This is a genomic window from Micromonospora sp. CA-248260, from assembly GCF_050942205.1.
Classification (GTDB): Bacteria; Actinomycetota; Actinomycetes; order Mycobacteriales; family Micromonosporaceae; genus Micromonospora; species Micromonospora antibiotica.
The window spans coordinates 2,500,100-2,520,263 of sequence record NZ_CP192021.1; the positions used below are offsets into that span (position 1 = coordinate 2,500,100).

19 protein-coding genes, 1 pseudogene and 1 riboswitch are annotated in these 20,164 nt (G+C 73.5%); of the genes and pseudogenes, 16 read left to right on the forward strand and 4 right to left on the reverse strand.

Annotated features, from left to right (window positions below; translation table 11 throughout):
• The first annotated feature begins 15 nt into the window (after nucleotides 1–15).
• From ACQP2H_RS10975 to ACQP2H_RS11015, 9 genes and pseudogenes are all read left to right on the forward strand, one after another.
• Nucleotides 16–516 carry a guanylate kinase gene (locus tag ACQP2H_RS10975; protein ID WP_208570165.1) on the forward strand — a complete coding sequence of 167 codons (501 nt, stop codon included), beginning with the start codon at nucleotides 16–18 and terminating at the stop codon, nucleotides 514–516.
• Nucleotides 517–658: 142 nt separating this feature from the next.
• A complete protein-coding gene (rpoZ, locus tag ACQP2H_RS10980) occupies nucleotides 659–922 on the forward strand; it encodes a DNA-directed RNA polymerase subunit omega (protein ID WP_007075826.1) in 264 nt (87 codons plus the stop codon).
• 14 nt (nucleotides 923–936) lie between these two features.
• Nucleotides 937–2,145, forward strand: coding sequence for a bifunctional phosphopantothenoylcysteine decarboxylase/phosphopantothenate--cysteine ligase CoaBC (gene coaBC, locus ACQP2H_RS10985; protein ID WP_357535829.1), 1,209 nt, complete (start codon nucleotides 937–939; stop codon nucleotides 2,143–2,145).
• 89 nt (nucleotides 2,146–2,234) lie between these two features.
• Entirely contained in the window at nucleotides 2,235–3,428 is a 1,194-nt protein-coding gene (gene metK, locus ACQP2H_RS10990; protein ID WP_208570167.1) for a methionine adenosyltransferase, read from the forward strand.
• 59 nt (nucleotides 3,429–3,487) lie between these two features.
• Nucleotides 3,488–5,456, forward strand: a pseudogene (locus tag ACQP2H_RS10995) (primosomal protein N').
• A 190-nt stretch (nucleotides 5,457–5,646) separates the two neighbouring features.
• Entirely contained in the window at nucleotides 5,647–6,630 is a 984-nt protein-coding gene (locus ACQP2H_RS11000) for an AAA family ATPase (RefSeq protein ID WP_208570168.1), read from the forward strand.
• Between the two features lie 111 nt (nucleotides 6,631–6,741).
• Nucleotides 6,742–7,302 (forward strand): peptide deformylase, encoded by a 561-nt coding sequence (gene def, locus ACQP2H_RS11005; RefSeq protein WP_208570169.1) that lies wholly within the window; start codon nucleotides 6,742–6,744, stop codon nucleotides 7,300–7,302.
• Between the two features lie 7 nt (nucleotides 7,303–7,309).
• Nucleotides 7,310–8,236 (forward strand): methionyl-tRNA formyltransferase, encoded by a 927-nt coding sequence (fmt, locus tag ACQP2H_RS11010; protein WP_357535824.1) that lies wholly within the window; start codon nucleotides 7,310–7,312, stop codon nucleotides 8,234–8,236.
• Nucleotides 8,233–9,771 (forward strand): RsmB/NOP family class I SAM-dependent RNA methyltransferase, encoded by a 1,539-nt coding sequence (locus ACQP2H_RS11015; RefSeq protein WP_308291084.1) that lies wholly within the window; start codon nucleotides 8,233–8,235, stop codon nucleotides 9,769–9,771. The genes fmt and ACQP2H_RS11015 overlap by 4 nt, the downstream gene beginning before the upstream one ends.
• Before the next feature lie 143 nt (nucleotides 9,772–9,914).
• Here ACQP2H_RS11015 and ACQP2H_RS11020 read toward each other — a convergent pair whose 3' ends face one another.
• Nucleotides 9,915–10,811, reverse strand: a complete 897-nt coding sequence (locus tag ACQP2H_RS11020) for a septum formation family protein (RefSeq protein ID WP_357535822.1) — start codon at nucleotides 10,809–10,811, stop codon at nucleotides 9,915–9,917.
• Between the two features lie 258 nt (nucleotides 10,812–11,069).
• Here ACQP2H_RS11020 and rpe point away from each other — a divergent pair, with 258 nt between their 5' ends.
• From rpe to ribH, 7 genes are all read left to right on the forward strand, one after another.
• Nucleotides 11,070–11,750 (forward strand): ribulose-phosphate 3-epimerase, encoded by a 681-nt coding sequence (rpe, locus tag ACQP2H_RS11025; RefSeq protein WP_219469740.1) that lies wholly within the window; start codon nucleotides 11,070–11,072, stop codon nucleotides 11,748–11,750.
• A gap of 1 nt (nucleotide 11,751) precedes the next feature.
• Nucleotides 11,752–12,711 (forward strand): GGDEF domain-containing response regulator, encoded by a 960-nt coding sequence (locus ACQP2H_RS11030; protein ID WP_433232512.1) that lies wholly within the window; start codon nucleotides 11,752–11,754, stop codon nucleotides 12,709–12,711.
• Nucleotides 12,712–12,773: 62 nt separating this feature from the next.
• A riboswitch (FMN riboswitch) is annotated at nucleotides 12,774–12,943 on the forward strand.
• A gap of 140 nt (nucleotides 12,944–13,083) precedes the next feature.
• Complete coding sequence (ribD, locus tag ACQP2H_RS11035) at nucleotides 13,084–14,145, forward strand: bifunctional diaminohydroxyphosphoribosylaminopyrimidine deaminase/5-amino-6-(5-phosphoribosylamino)uracil reductase RibD (protein ID WP_433232514.1); 1,062 nt, start codon at nucleotides 13,084–13,086, stop codon at nucleotides 14,143–14,145.
• Nucleotide 14,146: 1 nt separating this feature from the next.
• Nucleotides 14,147–14,839 carry a riboflavin synthase gene (locus ACQP2H_RS11040; protein WP_255597958.1) on the forward strand — a complete coding sequence of 231 codons (693 nt, stop codon included), beginning with the start codon at nucleotides 14,147–14,149 and terminating at the stop codon, nucleotides 14,837–14,839.
• Nucleotides 14,836–15,531, forward strand: a complete 696-nt coding sequence (gene pnuC, locus ACQP2H_RS11045) for a nicotinamide riboside transporter PnuC (RefSeq protein WP_208570175.1) — start codon at nucleotides 14,836–14,838, stop codon at nucleotides 15,529–15,531. The genes ACQP2H_RS11040 and pnuC overlap by 4 nt, the downstream gene beginning before the upstream one ends.
• Nucleotides 15,528–16,805, forward strand: a complete 1,278-nt coding sequence (locus ACQP2H_RS11050; RefSeq protein ID WP_219469746.1) for a bifunctional 3,4-dihydroxy-2-butanone-4-phosphate synthase/GTP cyclohydrolase II — start codon at nucleotides 15,528–15,530, stop codon at nucleotides 16,803–16,805. The genes pnuC and ACQP2H_RS11050 overlap by 4 nt, the downstream gene beginning before the upstream one ends.
• Before the next feature lie 2 nt (nucleotides 16,806–16,807).
• On the forward strand, nucleotides 16,808–17,305 hold the full coding sequence (gene ribH, locus ACQP2H_RS11055; RefSeq protein WP_219470879.1) for a 6,7-dimethyl-8-ribityllumazine synthase: 498 nt from the start codon (nucleotides 16,808–16,810) through the stop codon (nucleotides 17,303–17,305).
• A 191-nt stretch (nucleotides 17,306–17,496) separates the two neighbouring features.
• On the opposite strand, the gene ACQP2H_RS11060 is transcribed toward ribH, so the two are convergent.
• From ACQP2H_RS11060 to ACQP2H_RS11070, 3 genes are read right to left on the reverse strand one after another with little or no spacing between them, the layout of a single operon-like run.
• The gene (locus ACQP2H_RS11060; protein WP_433232519.1) at nucleotides 17,497–18,240 is read right to left on the reverse strand and encodes an amino acid ABC transporter ATP-binding protein; all 744 of its coding nucleotides are present in this window, start codon (nucleotides 18,238–18,240) and stop codon (nucleotides 17,497–17,499) included.
• A 1-nt stretch (nucleotide 18,241) separates the two neighbouring features.
• The gene (locus ACQP2H_RS11065; protein WP_433232522.1) at nucleotides 18,242–19,111 is read right to left on the reverse strand and encodes an amino acid ABC transporter permease; all 870 of its coding nucleotides are present in this window, start codon (nucleotides 19,109–19,111) and stop codon (nucleotides 18,242–18,244) included.
• A 5-nt stretch (nucleotides 19,112–19,116) separates the two neighbouring features.
• On the reverse strand, nucleotides 19,117–19,986 hold the full coding sequence (locus tag ACQP2H_RS11070) for a transporter substrate-binding domain-containing protein (RefSeq protein ID WP_208570179.1): 870 nt from the start codon (nucleotides 19,984–19,986) through the stop codon (nucleotides 19,117–19,119).
• Nucleotides 19,987–20,164 lie beyond the last annotated feature (178 nt).

A 20,164-nucleotide genomic window follows, 5' to 3' on the forward strand; every position in this document is an offset into this window, starting at 1 on the left:
AGGTAGAAACAAGCGGTGAGCACGGTTGACGAGGCGTGCCCGGCGGCGCGGCTCACCGTCCTGACCGGACCTTCGGGTGCCGGTCGGGGCGGTGTGGTCGGAGCGGTCCGGGCACGTTCTCCCGCCGTGTGGGTGCCGGTCCCGGTGACCACCCGGGCACGTCGCCCCGGCGAGTCCGACGGCGTCGACCGGCTCTTCCGGGAGCCGGCCGAGTTCGATCGGATGATCGCCGCGGGCGAATTGCTGGAGTGGTCCCGGGCCGGGCCGTACCGGCGGGGCACCCCGCGTGCCCCGCTGATCGACCGACTGACCCGGGGGTGGCCGGTGCTGCTCCCGTTGGACCCGCCCGGGGCGCTCGTGGTGACCGAAGCCCTGCCATCGGCCCGGCTGGTGCTGCTGCTCCCGCCCGGACACCGCGCGGACCCGGCCCTGGCGGCCCTCGTCGAGCGCACCGTCCACCACGACCACACCGAGCGTGCTGCCGCTGAGCTGGTAAGCTTGCTCGGTTCGTCCTAATCTGGCTCCCGTCCGACCGCAGACCGTGTTCGAGCGACCAGCAGTGTTCGAGTGACCAGCCGCGGTCGAGCGACCAGCCGCGTCCGCGCGGCGAGCGACCAGCCGCGTCCGCGCGGACACCTTTCAGACGCAGAGGTATTTCGTGGGATCCATCGCCAACCCCGAGGGCATCACCAACCCGCCGATCGACGAGCTGCTCGAGAAGACCACCTCGAAGTACGCGCTGGTGATCTTCGCTGCCAAGCGTGCGCGTCAGGTCAACGCCTACTACAGCCAGCTCGGTGAGGGCCTGCTCGAGTACGTCGGCCCGCTCGTGGAGACCACCCCGCAGGAGAAGCCGCTCTCCATCGCCATGCGCGAGATCAACGCGGGCCTGCTCACCGCCGAGCCGACCGACCAGCCGTAACCCCCGTACCCCCGATGTCCGCCGAGATCGTGCTCGGAGTCGGCGGTGGCATCGCCGCCTACAAGGCGTGTGAGCTGCTGCGGCTCTTCACGGAGTCGGGTCACCGGGTCCGGGTCGTGCCGACCGCGTCGGCGCTCCGCTTCGTCGGGGCGCCGACCTGGGCGGCGCTGTCCGGCCAGCCGGTCGCCGACGACGTCTGGGCCGAGGTGCACGAGGTCCCGCACGTCCGGCTCGGCCAGCGGGCCGACCTGGTGGTGGTCGCGCCGGCCACGGCGGACCTGCTCGCCCGGGCCGCCCACGGCCTCGCCGACGACCTGCTCACCAACACCCTGCTCACCGCCCGCTGCCCGGTGGTGCTCGCCCCGGCGATGCACACCGAGATGTGGGAACACCCGGCCACCGTCGCCAACGTGGCCACCCTGCGGTCCCGGGGGGTGCGGGTGATCGAGCCCGCCGTGGGCCGGCTCACCGGGGCGGACAGCGGCAAGGGCCGGCTGCCCGACCCGGCCGAGATCTTCGCGGTCGCCCGCCGGGCCCTCGCCCGGGGCGTCGACGCCCCCGCCGACCTGGCCGGTCGACACCTGGTGGTCACCGCCGGCGGCACCCGGGAGCCCCTCGACCCGGTCCGCTTCCTCGGCAACCGTTCCTCCGGCAAGCAGGGGTACGCCTTCGCCCGCGCGGCCGTCGCCCGGGGCGCCCGGGTCACCCTGATCGCCGCCAACGTCGCCCTGCCCGATCCGGCCGGGGTCGACCTGGTCCGGGTGGGCACCACCGAGGAGTTGCGCACGGCGACGCTGACCGCCGCCGTCGACGCCGACGCGGTGGTGATGGCGGCGGCGCCGGCCGACTTCCGCCCGGCGACGTACGCACCCGGCAAGATCAAGAAGTCGGACGACGGCAGTACGCCGACCATCGCCCTCGTCACCAACCCGGACATCGCCGCGGAGCTGGGTCGAACCCGTCGTCCGGAGCAGGTGCTGGTGGTGTTCGCCGCCGAGACCGGTGACGCCGAGGCCAACGGCCGGGCCAAACTCGCCCGCAAACGCGCCGACCTCGTCGTCGTCAACGAGGTCGGCGTCGACAAGGTCTTCGGGGCCGAGACCAACGCGGCCACCGTGATCGGTGCCGACGGCGCCGTGCACCGCCTGCCTGAGCAGGCCAAGGAGGATCTGGCCGACCGCGTCTGGGACCTCGTGCTCGCCCGGTGGCCCGCCCGGTCCTGAACGGTGGATGCCGACTCGCCGGGTCGTGAGCGGTACGTGAGGGTGACTAGACTGCTGCGCAACGATTATCTAAAGAGCTTAGGAGTGCCGTGACACGCCGCCTCTTCACGTCCGAATCGGTCACGGAAGGCCACCCGGACAAGATCGCCGACCAGATCAGCGACGGGATCCTCGACGCCCTGCTGACCCAGGACCCGCACAGCCGGGTGGCGGTCGAGACCCTGATCACCACCGGTCAGGTCCACGTCGCCGGTGAGGTGACCACCAAGGCCTACGCCGACATCCCGACCATCGTCCGCGAGACGATCCTCGGTATCGGCTACGACTCGTCGAAGAAGGGCTTCGACGGCGCCTCCTGCGGCGTCAGCGTCTCCATCGGCGCCCAGTCGCCCGACATCGCGCAGGGCGTCGACAACGCCTTTGAGCTGCGCACCGGGGCCTCGGAAAGCGCGCTGGACGCGCAGGGCGCCGGCGACCAGGGCATGATGTTCGGCTTCGCCTGCTCCGAGACGCCGGAGCTGATGCCCCTGCCGATCGCGCTGGCACACCGGCTGGCCCAGCGGCTGTCCGCGGTGCGCAAGGACGGGACCATCCCCTACCTGCGGCCGGACGGCAAGACCCAGGTCACCATCGAGTACGAGGGGCTGCGTCCGGTCCGGCTGAACACCGTCGTGGTGTCCAGCCAGCACGCCGCCGACATCTCGCTGGACTCGCTGCTCACCCCGGACGTGCGCGACCACGTCATCGCCCCGGAGCTGCAGAACCTGGGCCTGGACACCGAGGGCTACCGGCTGCTGGTCAACCCGACCGGCCGGTTCGAGATCGGTGGCCCGATGGGTGACGCCGGCCTGACCGGTCGGAAGATCATCGTCGACACCTACGGCGGGTACGCCCGGCACGGTGGTGGCGCGTTCTCCGGCAAGGACCCGTCCAAGGTGGACCGCTCGGCCGCGTACGCGATGCGTTGGGTGGCCAAGAACGTCGTCGCCGCCGGCCTGGCCGAGCGCTGTGAGGCGCAGGTCGCGTACGCGATCGGCAAGGCCCACCCGGTCAGCCTCTTCATCGAGACCTTCGGCACCGAGACGGTGCCGGTGGCCGCGATCGAGAAGGCGGTCGGTGAGGTCTTCGACCTGCGGCCGGCCGCCATCATCCGGGACCTCAACCTGCTCCGCCCGATCTACCGGCAGACCGCCGCCTACGGCCACTTCGGCCGGGAGCTGCCGGAGCTGAGCTGGGAGAGCACCGACCGGGCCGCCGACCTGAAGTCGGTAGCGGGCGCCTGACCGGCACCACGCCCAGCGACCGGCGACCCGCGGACGGGTCGCCGGTCGCGCGGGTTTGCGTGGACGTCCCGCTGCCGCACCTCGACCGGCCCTTCGACTATCTGGTCCCCGCCGGCCTGGCCGCCGACGCGGTCCCCGGGGTGCGGGTCAAGGTGCGCTTCGCCGGTCAGCTGGTCGACGGGTGGCTGCTGGAGCGGGTCGACGCCTCGGCGCACGGCGGCAGGTTGGCCTACCTGGAGAAGGTGGTCTCCGCGGAGCCGGTGCTGGCCGCCGAGGTGGCCCGGCTGGCCCGGGCGGTCGCCGACCGGTACGCCGGCAACCTCGCCGACGTGCTCCGGCTGGCCGTGCCGCCCCGGCACGCCCGGGTCGAGAAGGAACCCCACACCGCCCCCGAGCCGCCTGTCTCCGATCCGACAGTCGCCGATCCGACAGTTCCCGTTCCGGGCGGCGGCCCGGCGGCGCGGCGGCGGGCGGTACCCGACCCGCGCGGGTGGCGGGACTACCCGGCCGGCCCGGCCTACCTGACGGCGCTCGCCGACGGGCGGGCCCCCGGGCCGTGTGGTCGGCGCTGGCCGGGGAGGACTGGGCGGCCCGGTACGCCGACGCGGTCGCCGCCACCCTCGCCGGTGGCCGGGGTGCCCTGGTGGTGGTCGCCGACGCCCGGGACCTCGACCGGCTCGACGCGGCGTTGACCGCGCTGCTCGGCCCGGGGCGGCACGTGACCCTCTCCGCCGCGCTCGGCCCGGCCCGCCGCTACCGGGCCTTCCTGGCCGTCCGGCGGGGCGACGTGCCGGTGGTGATCGGCACCCGGGCCGCCATGTTCGCCCCCGTCGACCGGCTGGGTCTGGTGGCGATCTGGGACGACGGCGACGACCTGCACGCCGAGCCGCGCGCCCCCTACCCGCATGCCCGGGAGGTGCTGCTCACCCGGGCCCGGCTCGGCGAGGCCGCCGCTCTGGTCGGTGGCTGGACCCGGACCGCCGAGGGGCAGCTGCTGGTGGAGACCGGGTGGGCCCGTGAGGTGGTGGCGGACCGGGCGACCCTGCGGGCGCGTACCCCGGCGATCGCCCCGACCGGGGACGACCCGCAGCTGGCCCGCGACCCGGGCGCGGCGACGGCCCGGCTGCCCAGCCTGGCCTGGACCACCGCCCGGGACACCCTGCGCGCGGACGCGCCGGTGCTGGTCCAGGTGCCCCGCCGGGGCTACCTGCCGTCGGTCTCCTGCGCCGACTGCCGGACCCCGGCGCGCTGCCCGCACTGCGCCGGTCCGCTGGCGTTGCGCGCCGCCGACGCCCCGCCGGCCTGCCGGTGGTGCGGCCGGGTCGCCGCCGCGTACGCCTGCCCGCAGTGCGGGGGCGGCGGCTGCGGGCGGCGGTCACCGGGGCCCGGCGGACCGCCGAGGAGCTGGGCCGGGCCTTTCCCGGGGTGCCGGTGCGCACCTCGGGCCGCGACGAGGTGCTGACCGACGTCCCGGCCGGCGCGAGCCTGGTCGTCGCCACCCCCGGCGCCGAGCCGGTGGCCGAGGGTGGGTACGGCGCGGTCCTGCTGCTGGACTCCTGGGCCCTGCTCACCCGGGCCGATCTGCGGGCCGGCGAGGAGACGCTGCGCCGGTGGCTGTCCGCCGCCGCCCTGGCCCGGCCCGCCCCGGCCGGTGGCAAGGTGGTGGTGGTCGCCGACGGCGCGCTCGCCCCGGTGCAGGCGTTGCTGCGGTGGGACCCGGGCTGGTTCGCCGCCCGGGAGCTGGCCGAGCGTCGGGAGCTGGGTTTCCCCCCGGCGGTGAAGATGGCCAGCGTCACCGGCGGCGCGGAGGCGGTGGCCGACCTGCTGGCGCAGGCCCGGCTGCCCGACGGGGCGGAGGTGCTCGGCCCGGTCCCGGCCGATCAGGACCGGGAGCGGATGCTGGTCCGGGTGCCCCGGTCCCGGGCCGCCGCGCTGGCCGAGGCGCTGCACACCGCCGCCGGAGTACGCAGCGCCCGCCGGGCCGCCGACCCGGTCCGCCTCCAGGTCGACCCGCTCAGCCTTTTCTGAGTCACCAGTCAGCTTCGGAGTGCACCTGGCCAGTCGTCCGTCGCACACCGCGTGCGGCGGGAGGCGATGGGCCGCGTGATAGCATCGCCCGTCATACCCGGGCGCACGATGGCGCGACGAAGGCGCAAACGCGTCGGGCCGACGCCGGATCGATGAAGTCAAGCAGCCGGTGAGCAGGGGTGGGTCAGTCGTGACCGTTCGTCAGTCGATCGTCTTCAACGGTGACCTCGGCAGCGGCAAGAGCACCGTCTCCGTCGAGATCGCCCAGCGGTTGGGCCTGCGCCGGGTCAGCGTCGGTGACCTCTACCGGCAGATGGCGCAGGAGCGGCAGATGACCGCCCTCCAGCTCAACCTGCACGCCGAGCTGGACCAGGCCGTCGACGGCTACGTCGACCAGCTCCAACGCGACATCGCCGCCTCCGGCGAGTCGCTGGTGATGGACTCCCGGCTGGCCTGGCACTTCTTCACCCACGCGCTCAAGGTGCACATGATCACCGAGCCGGCCGAGGCGGCCCGCCGGGTGCTGCTGCGCCCCTCCGGCCCGGCGGAGAGCTACACCTCGCTGGACGAGGCGGAGGCCAAGCTGCGCGAACGCAGCGAGAGCGAGCGCAACCGGTTCATCCTGCGTTACGGCGTCGACAAGGCCCGGCTGCGCAACTACGACCTGGTCTGCGACACGACCCGCGCCTCCGCCGAGGAGGTCATCACCCACATCGTCGACGTGTACGAGGGCCGCCTCGGTGCCGACGTGCTGCGTGACGCCCCGCCGCTGCTGCTGCTGGACCCGGCCCGGGTCTACCCGACCGAGGACGTCGCCACCCTGCGCGGGCTCGACGGGTCCGAGTTCGTCGGCGGGCTGGCGGCGGCCGGCGACGAGGCGCTCGAACCGCTGCGGATCGGCTTCACCGGTGAGTACTTCTTCGTCGTCGACGGGCACCGCCGGCTCAGCGCCGCCCTGCGCAACGGGTTCTCCCTGGTGCCGGCGCAACTGGTCGCCGAGGTGGACGAGCCGGTCGTCGGGCAGACCAGCGCCGTCGACTACTTCGCCGCCCACGTGCGCCCGAGCCTCGTGCACGACTGGGAGGCCGCCCACGGCACCCGGCTCCCGCTGCCCGCGCACGCCCTGCTCGGCGACCACGCGGTGCTGGCCGGCGAACCGGGCGCCAACGCCTGACGCCGGCGTCAGCGGCACCATCCCGACCCGTCGCGGTACGCCGGCCGACACCACCTCGGCACTCCGTAGACTGGTACGGCACCACGCCGTCCAACGAAGGAGCCACCCCGCGTGACCGTCCAGCCCATCCGTCTGTTCGGGGACCCGGTGCTGCGCACGCCGGCCGATCCGGTCGTCGACTTCGACGTCGAGCTGCGTAGGCTCATCGCCGACCTCACCGACACGATGCGTGACCGTGGCGGCGCCGGGCTGGCCGCCCCCCAGCTCGGGGTGGGCCTGCGGGTCTTCACCTTCGAGGTGGACGACGTGCTCGGCCACCTGGTCAACCCGGTGCTGGAGTTCCCCGACACCGAGGAGCAGGACGGCCCGGAGGGCTGTCTGTCCATCCCCGGGCTCTACTTCGACACCAAGCGCCGGCAGAACGTCGTCGCCAAGGGCTACAACGGCTACGGCGACCCGTTGCAGATCGTCGGCACCGGGCTGATGGCGCGCTGTGTCCAGCACGAGACCGACCACCTCGACGGGGTGCTCTTCCTCGACCGGTTGGACCCCGCCGGGCGCAAGGAGGCGATGAAGGCGATCCGCCAGGCCGACTGGTACGACGACGCCGCCCCACCCACCGTCAAGGTCAGCCCGCACGCCGCCGGTGGCCCCTTCGGTCTGGGCCGGTGACCCGCCGATGCGTCTGATCTTCGCCGGCACCCCGGCGGTCGCCGTCCCCGCCCTGGCCGCCGTGCACGCCTCCGGGCACGACCTGGTGGCCGTGGTGACCCGCCCCGACGCCCCCGCCGGACGGGGCCGGGGGGTGCTCCGCTCACCCGTCGGCGCCTGGGCCGACGAGCACGGCGTCGAGGTGCTCACCCCCGCCCGGCCCCGGGAGCCCGAGTTCCTCGACCGGCTCGGCGCGCTGGCACCCGACTGCGTGCCGGTCGTCGCGTACGGCGCGCTGGTGCCCCCGGCGGCGCTGGAGATCCCCCGGTTCGGCTGGATCAACCTGCACTTCTCACTGCTGCCCGCGTGGCGGGGCGCGGCACCCGTGCAGCACGCGGTGCTGCACGGCGACGAGCTGACCGGGGCCAGCGTCTTCCAGCTGGAACAGGGGCTGGACACCGGCCCGGTCTACGGCACCCTCACCGACGAGATCCGCCCCACCGACACCTCCGGCGACCTGCTGGAGCGGCTCGCCCACTCCGGCGCCGGGCTGCTGGTGGCCGTCCTGGACGCGATCGAGGCGGGCACCGCCCGGGCCGAACCGCAGCCCGCCGACGGGGTGTCGCTGGCCCCGAAACTGACCGTGGACGACGCCCGGGTGCGCTGGACCGACCCCGCCTTCGCGGTGGACCGTCGGATCCGCGCCTGCACCCCGGCCCCCGGCCCGTGGACGACCTTCCGGGGCGAGCGGGTCAAGCTCGGCCCGGTCACCCCGGTCGGCAACGGCCCCGAACTGAAGCCTGGAGAACTGCTGGTGGAGAAGTCCCGCGTGCTGGCCGGCACGGCGACCGTACCCGTTCAACTCGGTGAGGTGCGCGCAGCCGGCAAGCGGGCGATGCCGGCGGCCGACTGGGCGCGCGGCGTGCGGGCCGGTGCCGGGGAGGAACTCGCGTGACCGGGCCGACGCAACGACCCGAGCGCCCTGTCGACGGCGGGCGACGTGAGCAACGCGGCGACGACCGGCGACCTGATCGGCCGAGTGGCGGCTTCCGGGGGGACCGCACCGCCCGTACCGGCGGCTGGGGTGGCCGGGACGACACGCGGGGCGGGCGGCCGGGCCGCCCGGTCCGCCCGGCCGTGGACCTGCCCCGGTACGCGGCGTACCAGGCGGTCGCGGCGGTGCACCGCGACGACGCGTACGCCAACCTGGTGTTGCCGGTGATCCTGCGCGAGCAGGGACTGACCGGTCGGGACGCCGCCTTCGCCACCGAGCTGACCTACGGCACGCTGCGTCAGCTCGGCACCCTGGACACCATCCTCACCGCCGCGGCCGGCCGGGACGTCGAGCGGATCGACCCGCCGGTGCGTGACGCGCTGCGGCTCGGGGCCTACCAGCTGCTGCACACCCGGGTACCGGCGCACGCCGCCGTGTCGTCCACGGTCGACCTGGTCCGCACCGTGGGGGAGGGGGCCACCGGGTTCGCCAACGCGGTGCTGCGCGAGGTGGCCGGCCAGGACCTCGACGCCTGGGTGACCAAGCTCGCTCCGTCCCCGACGGCCGACCCGATCGGCCACCTGGCCGTGACCTACAGCCACCCGCAGTGGATCGTGCGGGCCTTCGCCGACGCCCTCGACGGTGACCTGGGTGAGGTCACCCGGCTGCTGATCGAGGACAACGAGCGCCCGCCGGTGCACCTGTGTGCCCGTCCCGGCCGGGCCGACCCGGTCGAGCTGGCCGACGAGGTCGGCGGCGCTCCGGGCGCGTTCTCCCCGTACGCGGTCTACCTGGCCGGTGGGGCCCCCGGTGACCTGCCGGCGCTGGCCGACGGTCGGGCCCACGTGCAGGACGAGGGTTCCCAGTTGGTGGCGAACGCGCTGGCGGCGGGCCCGCTGGACGGCCCCGACGGGCGCTGGCTGGATCTGTGCGCCGGCCCCGGCGGCAAGGCCGGGCTGCTCGGTGCGCTCGCCGCGCAGCGGGGCGCCCGGGTGACCGCGGTCGAGGTGTCCGAGCACCGGGCCCGGCTGGTCGAACAGGCCACCCGGGGGTTGCCGGTGAACGTGCTGCACACCGACGGGCGCACCGTCGGGGCGGACCCGAAACTGCCGGAGGGGCACTTCGACCGGGTGCTGGTCGACGCCCCGTGCACCGGGTTGGGTTCGCTGCGTCGTCGGCCGGAGTCGCGCTGGCGGCGGCAGCCGTCGGACCTGCCTCCGTTGACCCGGTTGCAGCGGGAGCTGCTCGCCGCCGCGCTGCGGGCGACCCGCCCGGGTGGTCTGGTCGCCTACGTGACCTGTTCCCCGCACACCGTGGAGACGCACGTGACGGTCACCGAGGCCGCCCGTCGCGCCGGGGTGCCGGCGGACTTCGTGGACGCCCGTACCCTGCTCCCGTCCGGCATGCCCGGCCTGGGCGACGGCCCCACCGTCCAACTCTGGCCCCACCGCCACGGCACCGACGCCATGTTCCTGGCCGTCCTCCGCCGCAACTAACCCACCCCAAACCCCACCCCCACCACCCCCGCCTGACCTCGGTGATCAAGAGGTTTACGTCACCCGCCAGCGCGATCCTGACGTAAACCTCTTGATCAACTCGGGTGGGGGTGGGGGTGGGGGTGGGGGGTGGGGGGTGGGGGTTAGGTGATGGGGAGGCCTTTGGGGCCGGCGCCGCGCATCGAGCGGGTCAGTTTGCGGTCGTCGCTCCAGAGGAAGCAGCGGATGCCGCGGTCGCCCTCCTCCCACTCCCGCTGCGACGGCGGATAGAAGATCGACCCGGCCCGGTACGGCAACTCGCTGTTGTTGGGGACCTCGGCGAAACCGGCGATCAGCGCCATGCACCGCCGGTGCACCCGCTGGTTGGCGCGACTGAAATCGGCCCAGCTCAGGTCGCTGCGTTCCAGGTAGACGCCGACGAACTCGGCGCGGTGCGGCTCGGAGCACAGCACCGGGGCCATGTAGTTGAGGTTGTTGCCGATCAGCTTGGGATCGAAGCAGCGGTGGCTGAGCGGGTTGTCACCGACCATCGCCCCGCGCAGGCTGCCGACCCGGTTGACCGGCCGGGTGTTGTCGATGCTGTCGGTCTCGCTGAGGTCGCACCGGAACCAGCGGGCCCCGCTGTTCCACGCCGAGTTGGACGGCAGCGCGATGTTCATCGTGAGCCGGGCCGAGTGCCAGTCACCGCCGAGCACGGCCCGGGCCCGCTGGTCGCACTCGGTGCGGGCGGGACGCAGCGCGGCGGAGCCCGGCTCGGGCCGCTCGCCCCGGGTCACCGCGCCGGTGAAGGTACCGACGTGGACGGCCTCGGCCAGGTGGCTGCGCGCACAGTCCACCGTCTCGTAGGTGCCGGCCTGCACGACGGGGGTGATCCGGGGCAGGCAGGCGTCGGTGGCGGGCACGAACGACTGGGCCACCGGGAGCACCGGCCAGTCGTCGAGCAGGTCGCCGTCGGCGCTGTGCTGCGACACGCAGCCGCTGAGTGACACCGTCACCGCGCCGGCCACCGCCACCGCCACCGCCACGAACCACCGTCGCATCGTTCGCCCTTCCCGCGCCATGACGGTCCGTCGCCGTGCCCCATGTGGCGTCACCCGTCGACGGGCGAGCAGCATACGTGACCATCCCTGATGGAGTGTCGTCATTTCGGTGCCGTTCGGCCAGTCGCCACCGGCCATTCGTCCCGCACTCCCGCCGAAGGGAGCCGATGCTGCACCGTGGGTCACGCCTGGATCACAGGGCGTCGCTCATGGTGCCGTGCTGTCCGCGGCGGATGGCCGCGTTCGTACACTTGCCCTGTGACCGTACCGCCGTCGATCATCGCGCCCAGCATCCTCGCCGCCGATTTCGCCCGCCTCGCCGATGAAGTCCGCGCCGTCGAGGACGCCGCGGACTGGCTGCACGTCGACGTGATGGACAACCACTTCGTGCCCAACCTGACCATCGGCCTGCCCGTGGTGCAGAGCCTGCGGGCGGTGACCCGGCTCCCCTTCGACGTGCACCTCATGATCACCGACCCGCGGCGGTGGGCCCCCGGGTACGCCGACGCCGGCGCGTACAACGTCACCTTCCACGCCGAGGCGTGCGACGACCCGGTGGCCCTGGCCAAGGACCTGCGCTCGGCCGGCGCCAGGGCCGGGCTGGCCATCGACCGGGACACCCCGATCGAGCCGTACCTCGACCTGCTGCCCAGCTTCGACACCCTGCTGATCATGACGATCAAGGCCGGTTTCGGCGGGCAACGGTTCATCCCGCAGCTGCTCGACAAGGTGCGGGTGGCCCGGCGGCACGTCGACAGCGGCCACCTGGAGCTGCGCATCGAGGTCGACGGCGGGATCGCCGCCGACACCATCGAGCAGGCCGCGGCGGCCGGCGCGGACGCCTTCGTGGCCGGCACCGCCGTGTACGGGGCGGCCGACCCGGCCGAGGCGGTCCGCCGCCTGCGCGGGCTCGCGGAGCGCGCTGCCCCCGGGGCCTGAGGTGGAACCCGCAGGCGACCGTCCCGACGTGATCCTGGTCGTCGACGACGACGAGGACATCGCCCGCTTCGTCGAGTTCAACCTGCGGCTGCACGGCTTCGAGGTGCTGCATGCCGGTGACGGTCAGGAGGCCCTCGACATGGTCGAGCGGCACCGGCCGGACCTGGCCGTGGTGGACCTGATGATGCCGCGCATCGACGGCCTGGAACTGACCCGGAGACTGCGGGCCAACCCGATCACCTCGGCGCTGCCGGTGATCATGTTGACCGCCAAGGGCATGACCGTGGACAAGGTGCACGGGCTCAGCGCCGGTGCCGACGACTATCTGGTGAAACCGTTCGACACCGCCGAGCTGGTGGCCCGGGTCAGTTCCACGCTGCGCCGCAACAAGGAGTTCCGCGAGGTCTCCCCGCTGACCGGCCTGCCCGGCAACAGCCGCATCCGCCGGGAGATCAGCGACCGGGTCCGCAGCGGCGTCGACTACGCCGTCGGCTACATCGACATCGACCGGTTCAAGAGCGTCAACGACCGGTACGGCTTCGTCCGGGGCGACGAGTTCATCTCCGCGCTGGCCCGCAGCCTGCACCGGGCGGTGGTGGCGATCGGGCTGCCGCCGGCCTTCCTCGGTCACGTCGGCGGCGACGACTTCGTGATCGTCTGCGCCCCCGAGCAGATCCGCCCGCTGACCTCCCGGGCCGTGGTCGACTTCGAGAAGTCCGCCGACACCCTCTACGACCCGATGGACCGGGAGCGCGGCTTCGTCGAGCTGAAGGACCGCCGGGGCAACATCCGGCGGGCCGCCCTGGTCACGCTGTCGATCGGCGTTTCGCTCTCGGACGCCCGCAAACGCTTCACCGACCCCCTGGACGCGATCGCCGTGGCCAGTGAGATGAAAACGGTCGCCAAGAGCCAACCGGGGTCATACGTCGCGGTGGACCGCCGCCGCGCCGACGGGGTGTGAAGTAGCACGCTGGAGGTGGCGGACCTCCCGGGGTGACGTGTAAGACTTCGCATGTACCCACCACGCGCTGGCGGGGCTCGGTGAAATTCCGAACCGGCGGTGATCCACGTAACAGTGGTAAGCCCGCGACCCGGACGGCTGTGCCGCCCGGTGGACCTGGTGAGAATCCGGGGCCGACGGTGGGGGAGCGGTCCGTCCGCACCCCCGACAGTCCGGATGGGAGACAGCGCGCGGGCGGGGCGGGCCTGCGCGGGCGTCATCCGGCCGCGCGTGGGCTCCCCCGGGGGCGGCCCTGCCGTTCCCGGTTCCGCCGCCGCCTGCCCGTTCCTCCCGTACCGCCCGCGCGCGGACCGGCGAGGGAGAGGGCAGGGCATGGGCGGCGTCTCTGTGGACGAGGCGATGCGTCGTGCCATCGAGCTGGGTGCCCGGGGCCTCGGCACCACCAGCCCCAACCCGGTCGTCGGCTGTGTGCTGCTCGACGCGGACGGCACGGTCGTCGGGGAGGGCTTCCATGCCTACACCGGCGGGCCGCACGCCGAGATCGTCGCGCTCGCCCAGGCCGGTGAGCGGGCCCGGGGCGGCACCGCCGTGGTCACCCTGGAACCCTGCGACCACACCGGTCGTACCGGCCCGTGCAGTCACGCGCTGATCCGCGCCGGCATCGCCCGGGTCGTCGTCGCCGTGCCCGACCCCAACCCGGTCGCCTCGGGTGGTGCCGCCACCCTGCGCGCCGCCGGGGTGCGGGTCGAGTTCGGGGTACGCGCCGGCGAGGCCGAGGCCGGCAACGTCGCCTGGCTGACCTCGATGCGGCGCGGCTGGCCGTACCTCATCTGGAAGTACGCCGCCACCCTCGACGGCCGGTCGGCGGCGGTCGACGGCAGCAGCATGTGGATCACCTCCGAGGCCGCCCGGATGGACGTGCACGCGCTGCGCGGCACCGTGGACGCGGTGATCGCCGGGGTCGGCACCGTGCTCACCGACGATCCCCGGCTGACCGCCCGTAACCTGCGCGACGGCACCCTGGCCATCCGGCAGCCGCTGCGGGTGGTGGTGGACAGCGCGGGGCGTACCCCGGCCGACGCCCGGGTCCGCGACGGTGCCGCCCGCACCTGGATCGCCACCGTCGCGGAGGTCGGGGCCGGCCCGGACGGCCGGGTCGACCTGCCGGCCCTGCTGGCCGAACTGCACCACCGGGGGGTACGCGCCGCGCTGCTGGAGGGCGGCCCCCGGCTGGCCGGGGCGTTCCTCGCCGCCGGCCTGGTCGACCGGGTCGTCGGTTACGTCGCGCCGAAGCTGCTCGGGGGTGGCCCCACCGCATTGATCGACGCCGGTGTGACGACCATCGCCGACGCCATCGATCTGGAACTCACCGACGTTACCCGGGTCGGATCCGACCTGCGGATCACCGCGCTGCCCCGGAAGAGGGAGGCCTGACATGTTCACCGGCATCGTCGAGGAGTTGGGCGAGGTCGTCCGGATCGCCGACACGGGGGGTGACTCGGCGCTGGTCGCGATCCGCGGCCCGCTGGTCACCTCCGACGCCCGGCACGGCGACTCCATCGCGGTCAACGGGGTCTGCCTGACCGTGGTCGAGGTCGACGGCGGGGTGTTCACCGCCGACGTGATGGGGGAGACCCTGCGGCGTTCGGCGCTCGGCGGGCTGCACCCCGGTGACCCGGTCAACCTGGAGCGGGCCGCCGCGTTGAACAGTCGGCTCGGCGGACACCTGGTGCAGGGCCACGTCGACGGGGTCGGCGAGGTGCTCTCCCGGGAGCCGGCCGCGCAGTGGGAGACCCTGCGGTTCCGGCTCCCCGCCGCCCTGGCCCGGTACGTGGTGGAGAAGGGCTCGATCACCGTCGACGGGGTGTCGCTGACCGTGGCGGCGGTGGGCGACGACTGGTTCACCGTCGGGCTGATCCCCACCACCCTCAAGCTCACCACGCTCGGCGGTCGGGGCGTCGGTGCCCCGGTCAACCTGGAGGTGGACGTGTTGGCCAAGTACGTCGAACGTCTCCTCGGCACCCGCCTGCCCGGCGACGGCGCACCGCCGTCCGCAGGCCCCCACGGGCCGGTGGCCGGGAACGCCGGTGGCCCGGTGCTCCCGTCGGTCGGCGGGGGTGCGCGGTGACCGGCCCGATAGGTTGGCTGCTCGACGCCCAGGTGCAGGTCGTCGGTTCCCCGGTGCTCGTCCGGGAGATCGTCGGCAACGCCTTCGGGCTGGTCTCGGCGCTGCTCGGGTTGCGCCGGCTGGTCTGGGCCTGGCCGGTCGGCATGATCGGCAACGGGTTGCTGTTCACGGTCTTCCTCGGCGGCGTGTTCGCCACCCCGCAGGCGCACGACCTCTACGGCCAGGCCGGCCGGCAGGTCTTCTTCTTCGCGGTCAGCGTCTACGGCTGGTGGCGCTGGTCGAGCAACCGCCGCCAGGGTGGGGACGCCCCGGCGGTCACCCCCCGCTGGGCCACCGGCCGGGAACGGCTGGGCCTGCTGCTCGCCGCCGTCGTCGGCACCGCGCTGGGCTATCCGCTGCTGGCCGCGCTCGGCTCCTGGGGGCCGCTGCCGGACGCCTGGATCCTCACCGGCAGCCTGCTGGCCACCTACGGGATGGCCCGGGGCTGGGTGGAGTTCTGGCTGGTCTGGATCGCCGTGGACGCGGTCGGCGTACCGCTGCTGCTGCGCGGCGGTTTCTATCCCTCGGCGGCGATGTACCTGGTCTACGGCGCACTCTGCGGCTGGGGCTTCGCCGCCTGGTGGCGCACCTCGCGGGCCGCCCGTACGGCGTCCGCGCCGATCCCGCCCACCTACTCGGAGGTCGTGGCATGAGCACGCACGGTGTCACCTTTGCCCGCATCGAGGAGGCGGTGGCCGACATCGCCGCCGGCCGGCCCGTCGTGGTGGTCGACGACGAGGACCGGGAGAACGAGGGCGACCTGATCTTCGCCGCCGAGCTGGCCACCCCGGAGCTGCTCGCCTTCATGGTCCGCTGGACCTCCGGTTACGTCTGCGTACCGCTGACCGAGGCGGAGTGCGACCGGTTGGACCTGCCGCCGATGCACCACACCAACCAGGACCGGCGCGGCACCGCATACACGGTGACCGTGGACGCCCGGGAGGGGGTCAGCACCGGCATCTCCGCAGCCGACCGGGCGCACACCATCCGGCTGCTCGCCGACCCCGGCACCGACCCGACGGATTTGGCCCGCCCCGGCCACGTGGTGCCGCTGCGCGCCCGTGCCGGCGGGGTGCTGCGCCGACCCGGGCACACCGAGGCGGCGGTCGACCTGACCCGGCTGGCCGGGCTGCGGCCCGCCGGGGTGCTCTGCGAGCTGGTCAACGACGACGGCACCATGATGCGGCTGCCGGATCTGGAAAAGTTCTGCGTCGAGCACTCGCTCACCCTGGTCACCATCGCCGACCTGGTCGCCTACCGGCGGCGGCACGAGAAGCAGGTCGAGCAGGTCGCCGAGGCCCGGATGCCCACCCCGTACGGGGTGTTCCGGGCGCTGGGCTACCGGGCCGAACACGACCCGGCCGAACACGTCGCGCTGGTCTTCGGCGAGTTGGGCGAGGGCGACGACGTGCTGGTCCGGGTGCACTCCGAGTGTCTCACCGGGGACGTCTTCGGGTCGCTGCGCTGCGACTGCGGGCCGCAGTTGCAGGCGTCGCTGGCCCGGGTCGCCCGGGAGGGGCGGGGCGTGGTGCTCTATGTGCGCGGCCACGAGGGGCGGGGCATCGGTCTGCTGCACAAACTCCAGGCGTACCAGCTCCAGGACCAGGGCCGCGACACCGTGGACGCGAACCTCGACCTGGGGTTGCCCGCCGACGCCCGGGACTACGGCACCGGCGCGCAGATCCTCTACGACCTGGGCGTGCGGTCGATGCGGCTGCTCACCAACAACCCGGCCAAGCGTGCCGGCCTGGAGGGGTACGGGCTGACCGTCACCGGCCGGGAGGGGCTGCCGGTCCGGCCGCACCCGGAGAACGTCCGCTACCTGCGGACCAAGCGGGACCGGATGGGCCATCTGTTGGACGAGCTGGACGAGGTGACCGAGGCCCCGATGGGCCGGCCGGTCCCCGGCGACGAGATCGGAGCATGACCATGGCGGGTTTCGGTGAACCGGGAGTGACCCCGGTGGACGCCACCGGGTTGACGGTCGGGGTGGTGGCCGCGCGTTGGCACGGCGAGCTGACCGACCACATGCTCGACCGGGCGGTGGCCGCCGCGCAGGCGTGCGGTGCGCGGGCCGTGACGGCCCGGGTGGCCGGCTCGGTGGAGCTGCCGGTGGTGGCGCAGGCCCTGGCCCGGCGCTGCGACGTGGTGGTGGCCCTGGGCGTGGTGGTGCGCGGTGCGACCGCCCACTTCGACTACGTCTGCCGGTCGGTGACCGACGGGCTGACCCGGGTCGCCCTGGACGAGGGCAAGCCGGTGGCGCACGGGGTGCTGACCGTGGAGACCCTCGACCAGGCCCGGGACCGGGCCGGGCTGCCCGGCTCGGCCGAGGACAAGGGCTGGTCGGCCACCGTCGCCGCCCTCGACGCCGCCCTGGCGATTCGTACCGCCACCACCAACCCCCACCGCGTCGGCTTCGCCCACTGACCACCCGCTGCCCGCCGGTGAGTTGCGCACCATTGACGCGGGACACGCCCCGCACATCCATCGACCGGCCGAGTTCCACGCCGCAGTACGGGCGTTCCTGGACCGCACCCTCGGCTGATCCCGGGTCCCGCTGTCGCGCTGGTCGGGAAGGGCCCCTTCCTATACGGAAGGCGCTGGTGAGGGGCCCTTCCTTACAGGCGGCCGGCGTCGATGATCCGCTTGAGGAACTGGCGGGTCCTCGGGTGGGTCGGCTCACCGAGCACCTGGGCGGGTGGCCCGGCCTCGACCACCCGACCGGCGTCGAGGAAACAGACCTGGTCGGCGACCTCCCGGGCGAAGCCCATCTCGTGGGTGGCCAGCACCATGGTCATCCCGGCGGACTTCAGGTCCCGGATCATCGCCAGCACCTCCCCGACCAGCTCCGGGTCGAGCGCCGAGGTGACCTCGTCGAGCAGCATCAGCCGGGGCGAGTTGGCCAGCGCCCGGACGATCGCCACCCGCTGCTGCTGGCCGCCGGAGAGCCGGTCCGGGTAGGCGTCGGCCTTCCCGCCCAGGCCCACCCGGTCGAGCAGTTCCCGGGCCTGCGCCTCGGCCTCGGCCCGCTCCCGCCGGTGCACCCGGCGCGGCGCGAGGGTGACGTTGTCCAGCACGCTCAGGTGCGGAAACAGGTTGTACGACTGGAAGACCATGCCGATGCGCCGGCGGACCCGGTCGGGGTCGACCCGGGGGTCGGAGATCTCCACGCCGTCCAGCTCGATGGTCCCGTCGTCCAGCTCCTCCAGCAGGTTGACGCAGCGCAGCAGGGTCGACTTGCCCGACCCGGACGCGCCGATCAGGGCGACCACCTGGTGGTCCTCGACGGTCAGGTCGAGCCCGTCGAGGACCACCTGACCGCCGAACTCCTTGCGCAGCCCCCGGCAGGTCAGCACGGCCATCTCAGCCTCCGGACTGGCGTCGGGCCGAGCGCAGCGTCACCCAGTCGGTGACCGCGATCAGCGGGATGGCGAGCAGCACGAACAGCACCCCGGCCAGGATGTAGGGGGTGTAGTTGAAGGTCTGCGCGGTGGCGATCTGCGCCGCCCGGACGGCGTCGATCGGGCCGGCCAGGGAGACCAGGCCGACGTCCTTCTGCAACGCCACCACGTCGTTGAGCAGCGGCGGCGCGACCCGTCGGACGGCCTGCGGCAGCACCACGTGCCGCATGGTCTGCCGGTAGGTCAGCCCCAGCGAGCGGGCCGCCGCGAGCTGGCTCGGGTGGACCGACTCGATGCCGGCCCGGAACACCTCCGCCAGGTAACCGCCGTAGGTGAGCACCAGCGCCAGCCCGCCGAGCACCAGCACCGGGGGCATCCCCTGCAACCGCAGGCCGGGCACGCCGAGGGTGAGCACGTACAGCACGATGATCAGCGGCAGACCCCGGAAGGTGTACGTGTAGCCCGCCGCGAGCGCGCGGACCGGGAAGAAGACCGGCCCGCGCAGGGTCCGCAGCAGCGCGATCAGCAGGCCGAGCAGCAGCGCCCCGACGGCGCAGCAGGCCAGCAGCCGGACGTTGAGCCACAGCCCGGCGAGCACGTCCGGCAGGGCTTCCAGGGCGATCTGCCGGTCGAGGAACGACCGGCGGACCCGGTCCCAGCCGGGCGCGCCGGTGACCGCGACGACCAGCAGCGTGCCGAGCACCGCCGTGGAGGCGGCGGCGACCAGCACGCTGCGGGTCGTCTGCCGACGCCGGTACGCGGCCCGCCGCCGCTGCGCCGTCGACGGGATGTGTCGCCGGGGCGCGGCCGGGCTGTCGTGGTGTGGTGACACCCGGCTCACTGGAGTTCGGTCGCCCCCGCCACCTGGGCGAGCCACTTCTGCTCCAGTTGCTTGAGCGTGCCGTCCCCGGAGAGTTCACCGACGGTCTTGCTGACGCACAGGGTGATCGGTGAGTCCTTGTCCAGCAGCAGCCCGAACGCCTCCGGCGCACCCACCTGCGGCAGTTGGCCGACGATGGTGGCTTCGGGCAGCTCCGACCCGGTGATGTAGAACGCGGTCGGCAGGTCGACCACCAGACCGTCGAGCTGACCGTTCTGCAGGGCCTTCTTGGCGTCGTCGTTGCTGTTGTAGACCTGCGGCTTCACCGTCGGCTTGATCAGCGCGGTGATCGCCTGGTAGCTGGTGGTGCCCACCTGGGCGCCGAGCTTGGCGTTCTTGAGGTCCGCCACCGACTTCTTCCCGGCGATCTTCGAGGACTTGAGCGCGATGACCGTCTGCCGCACCAGGTAGTACGGGGCGGAGAAGTCGACCGCCTGCTTGCGCTCCTCGGTGATGGAGAACTGGTTGATGTCGAAGTCGAAGGTCTTCGGGCCGGGGGCGATGGCGGTGTCGAACTTGACCCGGGTCCAGGTGACGTCCCCCCGGGCGTAGCCGAGCTTCTCCGCCACCGCGTACGCGACGGCGGCCTCGAAGCCCTCGCCGGTGTCCGGTTTGTTGCCCTTGAACCATGGTTCGTACGCGGGTTCGTCGGTGGCGACGGTGAGCTTGCCCGGCGTCCGGGTCTTCAGGCTGTCCTTGGCGCAGGTGGCCGCCGTGGGGACGGCGTCGGGGGTGGGGGTCACTTCCTGGGGTGCGCATCCGGCCACCGCGACGAGGAGAACGGCGGCGGTGGCGGCGGCGCGGGCACGTGAGCTACTGCTGACCATGGCCGCCAGGATAGAGAAGAGCGCCGATCCCTCGAAGGGTGTCCCATCAGGTAGATGAGAGATCGATGTCCAAACGTGTCCGGTCCGTTGCCGGCGTGCCGTCCGGTCGTCCCGGCTGGGCCGGCACGCCACCGGGCTGGCGGGCGCGTCCCAGCCTGCGGGAACCCGGCGTGGCCGG

What these genes read in the sequence shown, in the direction of transcription:
- coaBC (WP_357535829.1), top strand. Translation starts at nt 937, where the DNA reads ATGTCCGCCGAGATCGTGCTCGGAGTCGGCGGTGGCATCGCCGCCTAC.
- fmt (WP_357535824.1), top strand. Translation starts at nt 7,310, where the DNA reads ATGCGTCTGATCTTCGCCGGCACCCCGGCGGTCGCCGTCCCCGCCCTG.
- ACQP2H_RS11020 (WP_357535822.1), bottom strand. Translation starts at nt 10,811, where the DNA reads ATGCGACGGTGGTTCGTGGCGGTGGCGGTGGCGGTGGCCGGCGCGGTG.
- ribD (WP_433232514.1), top strand. Translation starts at nt 13,084, where the DNA reads ATGGGCGGCGTCTCTGTGGACGAGGCGATGCGTCGTGCCATCGAGCTG.
- ACQP2H_RS11040 (WP_255597958.1), top strand. Translation starts at nt 14,147, where the DNA reads ATGTTCACCGGCATCGTCGAGGAGTTGGGCGAGGTCGTCCGGATCGCC.
- ACQP2H_RS11050 (WP_219469746.1), top strand. Translation starts at nt 15,528, where the DNA reads ATGAGCACGCACGGTGTCACCTTTGCCCGCATCGAGGAGGCGGTGGCC.
- ribH (WP_219470879.1), top strand. Translation starts at nt 16,808, where the DNA reads ATGGCGGGTTTCGGTGAACCGGGAGTGACCCCGGTGGACGCCACCGGG.
- ACQP2H_RS11060 (WP_433232519.1), bottom strand. Translation starts at nt 18,240, where the DNA reads ATGGCCGTGCTGACCTGCCGGGGGCTGCGCAAGGAGTTCGGCGGTCAG.
- ACQP2H_RS11070 (WP_208570179.1), bottom strand. Translation starts at nt 19,986, where the DNA reads ATGGTCAGCAGTAGCTCACGTGCCCGCGCCGCCGCCACCGCCGCCGTT.